The organism is Arthrobacter sp. AK01, assembly GCF_021109375.1.
Classification (GTDB): domain Bacteria; phylum Actinomycetota; class Actinomycetes; order Actinomycetales; family Micrococcaceae; genus Arthrobacter.
In genome coordinates, this window is the sequence record NZ_JAJOHP010000119.1 from 1 (window position 1) to 8,334 (window position 8,334).

General features: G+C 64.2%; 8 protein-coding genes. 5 read left to right on the top strand and 3 right to left on the bottom strand.

The window, feature by feature from the left end:
- Positions 1–174: 174 nt before the first annotated feature.
- From LN996_RS22955 to LN996_RS22965, 3 genes are all read right to left on the bottom strand, one after another.
- A complete protein-coding gene (locus LN996_RS22955) occupies positions 175–1,326 on the bottom strand; it encodes a glutamate--cysteine ligase (protein ID WP_231343393.1) in 1,152 nt (383 codons plus the stop codon).
- Between the two features lie 39 nt (positions 1,327–1,365).
- A complete protein-coding gene (locus LN996_RS22960; RefSeq protein WP_231343394.1) occupies positions 1,366–1,821 on the bottom strand; it encodes a hypothetical protein in 456 nt (151 codons plus the stop codon).
- 213 nt (positions 1,822–2,034) lie between these two features.
- Positions 2,035–2,808, bottom strand: a complete 774-nt coding sequence (locus LN996_RS22965) for a GAF and ANTAR domain-containing protein (protein WP_231343395.1) — start codon at positions 2,806–2,808, stop codon at positions 2,035–2,037.
- A 276-nt stretch (positions 2,809–3,084) separates the two neighbouring features.
- On the opposite strand from LN996_RS22965, the gene LN996_RS22970 reads away from it, so the two are divergent.
- From LN996_RS22970 to LN996_RS22990, 5 genes are all read left to right on the top strand, one after another.
- Positions 3,085–3,417 (top strand): hypothetical protein, encoded by a 333-nt coding sequence (locus LN996_RS22970; RefSeq protein ID WP_231343396.1) that lies wholly within the window; start codon positions 3,085–3,087, stop codon positions 3,415–3,417.
- Between the two features lie 706 nt (positions 3,418–4,123).
- Positions 4,124–4,915, top strand: coding sequence for a DeoR/GlpR family DNA-binding transcription regulator (locus LN996_RS22975; protein WP_231343397.1), 792 nt, complete (start codon positions 4,124–4,126; stop codon positions 4,913–4,915).
- Positions 4,912–5,904 (top strand): 1-phosphofructokinase family hexose kinase, encoded by a 993-nt coding sequence (locus LN996_RS22980; protein WP_231343398.1) that lies wholly within the window; start codon positions 4,912–4,914, stop codon positions 5,902–5,904. Before LN996_RS22975 ends, LN996_RS22980 begins: the two co-directional genes overlap by 4 nt.
- Positions 5,901–7,901, top strand: a complete 2,001-nt coding sequence (locus LN996_RS22985; protein ID WP_231343399.1) for a fructose-specific PTS transporter subunit EIIC — start codon at positions 5,901–5,903, stop codon at positions 7,899–7,901. Before LN996_RS22980 ends, LN996_RS22985 begins: the two co-directional genes overlap by 4 nt.
- Positions 7,902–7,956: 55 nt before the next feature.
- Positions 7,957–8,235 carry an HPr family phosphocarrier protein gene (locus LN996_RS22990; protein WP_231343400.1) on the top strand — a complete coding sequence of 93 codons (279 nt, stop codon included), beginning with the start codon at positions 7,957–7,959 and terminating at the stop codon, positions 8,233–8,235.
- Positions 8,236–8,334 lie beyond the last annotated feature (99 nt).

Below are 8,334 nucleotides of genomic sequence, written 5' to 3' on the forward strand. Positions count from 1 at the left end.
CCGGGGGGGGGCGGCTGGGCCCTCCCCGCGTGCCGCGCCCCCCCTCGCCCCGCCGCGCCCGGGCCCCCCCGCACCCCCCCCCCCCGCCGGGGGGCCCGCGCGACGGCCCCTCCCGCCATCCCTGGGGAAATAGCACCCGCACCACCCACGGCTGATCCCGGCGCCGCCGGCCGGCTAGACACTCCCCCGGCCGGCGTCGGACAGTTCACCGTCCTGGTGCGTCGACGCAATGGCGGCGGACACGACGTCGGACAATCGGCGCCGTTGACCGTACGCCTGGCGTTGCAGCCGCTCGCCGGTTCCGCGGCGCAGAATGTTCGCGACTCCAGCCCGCGCGAGCCCCCAGTCCCCGGCCTCGCTCAAGGCTTGGCGGACGTGTCGGAGCAGGGCGCCCACCACGTCCGCGGCGGGATAGGGCTGCTGCTCCAGCGGGTGGAGCAGCTGGTTGCTGACACCAAACCGGCTGGCTTTCCAGTTCGCCATACGAATAACGGGGGTCATGGTGCTCGACGGCGGCCCGCCGCTCCGCCATTCGGCGGCCGCTGTTTCCACCAGGGCACGCGCGATGACCGCAATGGTCAGTGCATCTTCGGCGTAGAGGCAGACGTCGGCGATCCTCACTTCAACCGTGGGGTGCCCCCTGGACAGCCGGGCATCGAAATAGATCATGCCTTCATCCAGCGGAACTCCCGTCTCCAGAAGCTCGGAAAGCACTGCCCGGTAGCCATCGGCGGAACCGAAAACGTCCATGGGTCCGGCCGTGGGCCACCTGTTCCAAATCTGGGTACGGTAGCTTGCAAAGCCGGTATCGGCCCCCATCCAGAACGGCGAGTTCGCACTCAACGCCAGGAGTACGGGCAGCCAATGGCGCATCCGGTCCAGGACTGCGACACCTTCCTCGGGCGACTCGATGGAGACGTGCACGTGGAAGCCGCAGGTGAGCTGCTCGCGCGCTATCAACCCAAACTCGTTGCCCATGGTGCTGTACCGCTGATTACCCAAGGTAGGCGTGGCATGAAAAACCGGGGGTGTGGCCAGCGCGGCAACCCGCGCACCCACGGCCCTCGCGGCCTCGTCCGACATCGCCCGTCCGGCACGGATTTCAGCACGGAGCTCGGCCGCAGTTCTACAGGGGCGTGAATTGACCTCCACTTGCTCCTGCTTGAACTCCGATTTGAGCGTCGCTTCATCAGCGCCATACTCCCCGCGCCCGGCCTCCCCACTCCGAGGAGCTGCCACGTCCAGGACGTCGGCCGCCAGCGCCAACGGCAAGCCGTCCGCGGGATCCGCGATCAGCAGTTCCTCTTCAACACCAAACGTGCGCACAGCCACCCCTCCCCGCGATGAGTTATTCAGAGACGGCGGTCATCCAACGTGGCGTGGAACCTCCATTTGGAAACCGCAACGGCAATGCAGCACCTGCGTCTGCAAGTAGACCTCCAGGAGGCTGGGGCTTTCCGGATCATCGGTGGTCCGGGGGGCCTCAATCACCCGCTCGGCGGGACGCCCCAAGGTCATCGGATCGCCGCAATGGGTACAGCTGAACCAGAGTCCCGCTGCCGAAGTGGAAAGAAATTCCCGCTGGATCTCCGGTACCAATGACTCCAGGCGGACTGTGTGGGCATAGAACGTATCGCACTCGCTGCAGGTGTAGCTGACTTCGACAACCTCTGACTGATTCGCTTCCGCTTCCACCACCGTTTCCACAAAAATGTAGGAATCAGTGCCGCAAGCTGTGCACCAAGGACGTACCCCGGTCTCGGCAGTTGCGGGTTCTGTCTCTCGCGCAGGCTTCGGGACGGGCAGGGATCCAAGCGTCATTGCCATTCTCCTTTTAGTACTCCAAGGAGCCTGCATGCGGCACGCTGCGAGCCGGCCGAAAGCGGCCACGGCTAAAGGTGCAGTTCTTGGTCCATCCGGGATGGCACAACGTCATGAGACTCCAAGGGCTATCTGCTTAACCCACCTAAAATGTAGTTCACCAGTGGCGCGCGTCACAAGTCATGGGTTTGCCGGCTTGCACCCTTTGTGGGGTCAGGCCTCAAAGTGGGCAACGGGAGCCTGCTGCGCCACGGTCTTGACCAACGACTCGGCGACGACCCGCAGCTTCTGGTTCCGGGTACTCGAGGCCTTCTTGAGGATCTGGAATGCTTCTTCCTGGGTACAGCGGTTCTGCCCCATGATGATGCCGCAGGCAAGGTCGATGACAGTCCTTGACTGCATGGCCTCCTGGAGGTCATCAGCATGTTGCTGCTTCACGCCTATCCGCACAGCCAACCGCAGGGAGCGCTCGGCTTGGCTGGCGTACAGCTCGCAATTTTGGATGGTGGCTGCATCGAAGGCGTCGATCTGCGGAGCAAAGAAGTTCAAGGCCGCAGTGGCTCCTTCATCCAGCTCCAGCGGGACGCAGAGGGCGGAAAGATGACCACGCTCCGCAATCACCGTGCAGTACTCCGGCCACCGCTCCTCGGTGGAAGTATGGGGAACATGCACGGTTGCGTGGCTGCGCATCGCCTCCAGGCACGGCCCATCACCGTAGGCCTGCTGAACTTCATCGATCAGCCTGGCTTCGTGGGTACTGCCGGCCACCGTTGCCGTACGGCGGCGCCGGCTAAGGGTGATGCCACAATGAACATTCATGCCAACGGCCTGGGACACGGCCGCAGCCGAGAACACAGCGAGTTCTCCCAGGAATCCACCCACGTCTTCGCTGTCGATCACAAGGTCCTGCAGCCGTTCAGGCACCGAAGAATCGTCGGGCGCTGACGCGGCATCAGGCAGCGCCAATTCAACGTTCATTTCGTCCATGCCTTAGTTTACGGTCGTCCGGGTTCGGCTTGTCACCCTCGGGCGAAAGGCCGCAAAAATCCTTGCATCTGCGGTGCACCTATGTGCACAATCTTGCTAACAGTCCCCATCACAGGACCCAGGCTTTTAGCTCATGCAGACGGGCGTCCCGCATTTTTTGATGCAGAGGTTACACCCATGCCCGCCCAGCCAGCGTCCAGAGTCCCGGACGAAGCCCACCAACCGCCTGACCAACCTCTTTGGTGCCAGCGGTGCAATTCGGACAAGCACTTGCTGGTGAATTCCATCCAGTCGCACTATCCACCCGCGCCCAACATGGTTGACGTCAGCTATGAATGCCATGCCTGCAAGTACGCCTACCAACAGATCGCCTCCGTTCAGAGGGTTGCGGTGATACTGAACCGTCCCGGCGTCTCGCAGGGTGTCCTTCAATTCGGCGGCCAGTACCTGCACTGCGGTGAGCCCATGAAAACCAAGAGCTGCGAGTTGCGGAGGATCCAGGCTCCCCTTGCCCTGAAGCCCGGTGGACAGTTGCGGATCTACGAGGTACTCATCAACACCCGCATCCTGGGGTGCCAGTGCGGTTTCCGCATGGAAATCCCGGACTGAGGGCCGGCACACAGCAGTTTCGGAGCTACAGGGAGGGAAAGCATGCACGCAGAATCACAGAGGAAAGAAACGTCCACAACAGGTTCCACGCCGCGGCCCGCCAGCAGGCACAAACTTCCCGACCCGCCGGATCCGGACAATTTGCCCATTGACTACAGGGCCGCCGGGTGGGATTCCCAGCGAAACCCCTCCGCCGTCCCCAAAAGTCCGGGACCAAAACACCCCTCACACCGAAGGAGCGCCTGATCATGAGCGAGTTCCCACCGGACCCTTCACAGCCTGATCCCACACGCGATCCAAGTCCGGATCCAACCCGGGAGCCCGGCCCTACTCCCGAGCCCGTCCCCTTGCCGGAGCCTGGGCCACCGCCCATTCCTGACCCCACGCCCGGACCGACCATGCCGTCGCCGCCCGGACAGGGAGAACCGCCCGCTCCCTGACCTAGGGTCCGCCGGGCACATCCAAGGACCGGATCCCGGCAAATCCCCCAGTCGGGATCCGAACGAGGGCATGTCGCGCTACAGGGAGCGCGGCATGCCCTTTGGCCTGTCCGGAGGCAGCCCACCCCAGTGATCTTTGTTTATGTTGATTTCTATTGACTTACCAACATAAACAAAGATAGAGTCAAGCAATTCCACAACGTTGTGACAGCAGTCACCAAGGTGGCTGAACTGAAAATCTTGGCTTTTACCGCAATGGAGGGTAAGTGTTCGCAGAAGAGCGCCAGCAACTGATCTCCGCACTCGTCGCAGAGCGCGGACGGGTGAGCGTTACCGACCTCGCCGACCGTTTCAGCATCACTACTGAGACAGTCCGCCGGGATCTCGCAGCCCTTGAAGTCTCGGGGAACCTGAGGCGAGTCCACGGTGGGGCCGTCCCGTCGGACCGTCTCAGCACACGTGAAGAAAGCATCCTGGAACGTGCGGTCCAACGTCAGATAGAGAAGCTTCGCATCGCAAACGCGGCCTTGGCGCTTATCCCGGAACTTACGACAGGCAGCATCCTGCTGGACGCAGGATCCACCACGGAAATCCTGGCGGACCTGCTGGCCCAGCGGACACCATCGGCCAATGGAAACGATGAACTCGTGGTAATCACCCATGCCATTCCCATCGCCGGCAAACTTTCCTCCACGCAGGGCATCGCACTCCAGATCCTTGGCGGCCGTGTCCGCGGACTGACGCAGGCCGCCGTCGGGCAGTCCACCGTGGAGGCCGCCTACAAACTTCGCCCCGACATCGCATTTGTGGGCGCAAACGGCATTCACTCCACCTTCGGGCTTAGCACTCCCGACCCTGAGGAAGCCGCGGTCAAAGCCGCCTTCGTCACGTCAGCCCGCCGCGTGGTGGCCCTGGCCGACTCTTCCAAGCTGGACGCCGAAACGCTGGTCCAGTTCGCCACCTTGAAGGATGTTGACACCTTGATTACAGACAGCGAACCGTCCGCGGAACTCGCAGCGGCCCTGGCCGATGCCGGCGTTGACGTGGTGATCGCATGATCGTCACCCTGACCGCCAACCCCAGCCTGGACCGCACCGTGGAACTTCCAGGAGCCCTCGCCCGCGGTGAGGTACAGCGCGCCGTGGCCGTCCACCAGGAGTCCGGCGGAAAGGGCGTCAACGTTTCCCGGGCGCTGGTGGCCTCCGGACTCGACACCCTGGCAGTGCTTCCGGGCGCAGATTCGGACCCGGTCCTTTCAGGGCTGCACGACGCCGGCGTGCCGTTCGCGGCGCTGCCCATCGGTCAGGCGTTGCGCAGCAACGTCACGCTCACGGAACCGGATGGCGTCACTACCAAGATCAACGAACCCGGCCCGGAGCTGAGCGGTGACCAGCAGGAGGCCCTGATCGGGCTCTTGCTGGAGCGCTCCCGTGGCGCCAGCTGGGTGGTACTCGCAGGATCGCTCCCACCAGGAGTTCCCGCGGATTTCTACGCCACAATCGCGCGTCGGCTCCGGTCGAACGCGGACGGAACGGCCGCCCCCGGCATCGCCATCGACTCTTCCGGGGCACCGCTTGCGGCTGCGCTGGTGGGCGACGCCCCAGGTAAACCGGACCTCCTCAAGCCGAACGCTGAAGAGCTCGCAGAGCTTGCCGCCGCCGCCGGCTTCACCAACGTCTCCACAGCTGACGAACTGGAAGCGGACCCGGCCAAGGCCGTCCAAGCCGCCGCCGCCGTCGTCGCCAGCGGTGTAGGCGCCGTTCTCGCAACACTCGGGTCCAAGGGAGCAATCCTGGTGACGGCAGACGGAGCGTGGCTTGCCACTCATCCGCCCATCAAAGCCGTCAGCACGGTAGGCGCCGGGGACTCTGCATTGGCCGGATATTTGCTGGCTGCAACCCAAGGCGGGTCCGCGCAGGACTGCCTTCGTCAGGCCGTGGCACATGGTGCCGCTGCTGCTTCCCTGCCGGGCTCCACTGTCCCGGCAGTCCACCAAACAACCCCCGATGCCGTAACCATCACGGCCCTCCAGAAGGACTCACAGTGACCCAGCTGATCACAACCCAATTGGTCACCCTCGACCAAAACCTGGGCGACTCCCCTGCCGACGTCATCCGCGTCCTGGCCGGCAAAGTTGCCGACACCGGCCGTGCTTCCGAGGTTGAAGGGCTCTTCACTGATGCCTTTGCCCGCGAGCAAAAGACCGCAACGGGCGTCCCCGGCGGTATCGCCATCCCGCACTGCCGCTCGGCCGCCGTCACCGAACCTGCCCTTGCCATGGCCCGCCTCTCGCACAAGGTGGACTTCGGCGCCAAGGACGGCCCGGCAGACCTGATCTTCTTCATCGCAGCCCCTGACGGCGCGGACCAGGAACACCTGAAGCTGCTCTCCAAACTGGCTCGTTCGCTGATCAAGAAGGACTTCACGGCGGCGCTGCGTGCGGCCGCCACTGAGCAGGACATCGTGGACCTCGTGGACGGCGCGCTGGCAGACAAGCCTGCGGCTGCTGCCGCAGCTCCTGTAGAAAACACGACGGCGGCTGCCGCACCAAAGCGCATTGTCGCCGTGACCGCCTGCCCAACGGGTATTGCACACACCTACATGGCCGCTGATTCGCTCGTCGCCGCCGCCAAGGAAATGGGCGTTGACCTGCAGGTCGAAACCCAGGGTTCTTCCGGCGCCAAGCCGTTGGACCCGGCGGTGATCGCTGCGGCCGACGCAGTGATCTTCGCCGTCGACGTTGATGTTCGCGGCAAGGAGCGCTTCGCCGGAAAGCCTGTCATCAACGCACCGGTCAAGCGCGGCATCGACGAACCCAGCAAGATGGTCCAGGAAGCTCTCGCCGCCGCTGAAGATCCGCACGCCCGCCGTGTTCCGCACTCCGGCGCCGAAGAGCAGGCTGAGCGTGCCGAGGACGAGAAGGGCGAGCACATCGGCCAGAAGCTGAAGCGCGCACTCCTCACCGGTGTGAGCTACATGATTCCGTTCGTGGCCGGTGGTGGTCTGCTGATTGCCCTCGGGTTCCTGCTGGGCGGCTATGACATCACTGCCGTGGCGGACAAGGTGGTGCTGGAGAACAACTTCGGCAACCTGCCTGAGGGCGGCCTCACCATCTACCTCGGTGCGGTCTTGTTCAAGATCGGCGCCCTGTCCATGGGCTTCCTGGTCCCGGCCCTGGCTGGCTACATTGCCTACGCCATCGCCGACCGTCCGGGTATTGCCCCGGGCTTCGTCGCCGGTGCCGTATCAGGCTTCATGGGTGCAGGGTTCCTCGGCGGCATCGTCGGCGGCCTGCTGGCCGGTTACATCGCGCATCTGATCGGAACCTGGCAGGTACCCCGCTGGCTCCGTGGCCTGATGCCCGTCGTCATCATCCCGCTGCTTGCCTCCATCGTCGCATCCGGCCTGATGTTCCTGGTTCTCGGCGGTCCCATCGCAGGCCTCACGGTGGCACTGAACACTTGGCTCACCGGCATGAGCGGCGCTTCCGCCGTGGTCCTTGGCATCATCCTCGGCCTCATGATGTGCTTCGATCTGGGTGGTCCGGTCAACAAGGTTGCCTACGCCTTCGCAGTTGCCGGCTTGAGCGCTGGCAGCGCCGACAACCAGGCTCCGTGGATGATTATGGGCACCGTAATGGCGGCCGGCATGGTCCCGCCGCTGGCGATGGCCTTGGCTACCGCGTTGGACAAGAAGGTCTTCACCCTCAACGAGCGTGAGAACGGCAAGGCGGCTTGGCTGCTGGGTGCATCCTTCATCTCCGAAGGCGCCATTCCCTTCGCTGCAGCCGACCCGCTGCGTGTTATCCCCGCCAGCATGCTGGGCGGCGCACTGACCGGCGCACTCTGCATGGCCACCGGGGTCACCTCGCAGGCTCCCCATGGCGGTTTGTTCGTCTTCTTCGCCATCGGCAACCTGGTGATGTTCGTCGTCGCCATCGTGGCCGGAATGGTGGTCAGCGCCCTGGCTGTCATCGCCCTCAAACGCTGGGCCGTGAAGAAGCCGGTTGAAGCAGAACCCGTTCCTGCAACCGCCAGTGTCTAAAGGTCCTACGGTCTAGACTTCCCACAAAGCCACCCACCACCACAAAGGAGCACCAATGCCTGAACGTACCGCCACCATCGCAAGCCGTGTGGGCCTTCATGCCCGCCCCGCCGCAATCTTCGCCGAAGCTGCCGGCGACCTTGACCTCGACATCACCATCGCCCGCCAAGGCGAGCCTGCCGACGACGCCATGGACGCTGCCAGCATCCTGTCCCTGATGAGCTTGGGAGCATCCCACGGTGACGTGGTGGTTCTGCGTGCCGAGGGTGAAGGTGCGGACGCCGCATTGGACAGCCTGGTGAAGATCCTCGAAACGGACCACGACGCCGAGTAGGGAACCACTCAGCGACGCAGAAAGAGCCTGGCGAGCCCCCCGGATATGGGTGGGGGCGCGCGGTTTTTTTTTACCCCCCCCAACGAGGGGGGGCCGGTG

Excerpts from the sequence above, each read along its gene's own strand:
- LN996_RS22960 (WP_231343394.1), bottom strand. The coding sequence starts at position 1,821 with ATGACGCTTGGATCCCTGCCCGTCCCGAAGCCTGCGCGAGAGACAGAA.
- LN996_RS22965 (WP_231343395.1), bottom strand. The coding sequence starts at position 2,808 with ATGGACGAAATGAACGTTGAATTGGCGCTGCCTGATGCCGCGTCAGCG.
- LN996_RS22980 (WP_231343398.1), top strand. The coding sequence starts at position 4,912 with ATGATCGTCACCCTGACCGCCAACCCCAGCCTGGACCGCACCGTGGAA.
- LN996_RS22990 (WP_231343400.1), top strand. The coding sequence starts at position 7,957 with ATGCCTGAACGTACCGCCACCATCGCAAGCCGTGTGGGCCTTCATGCC.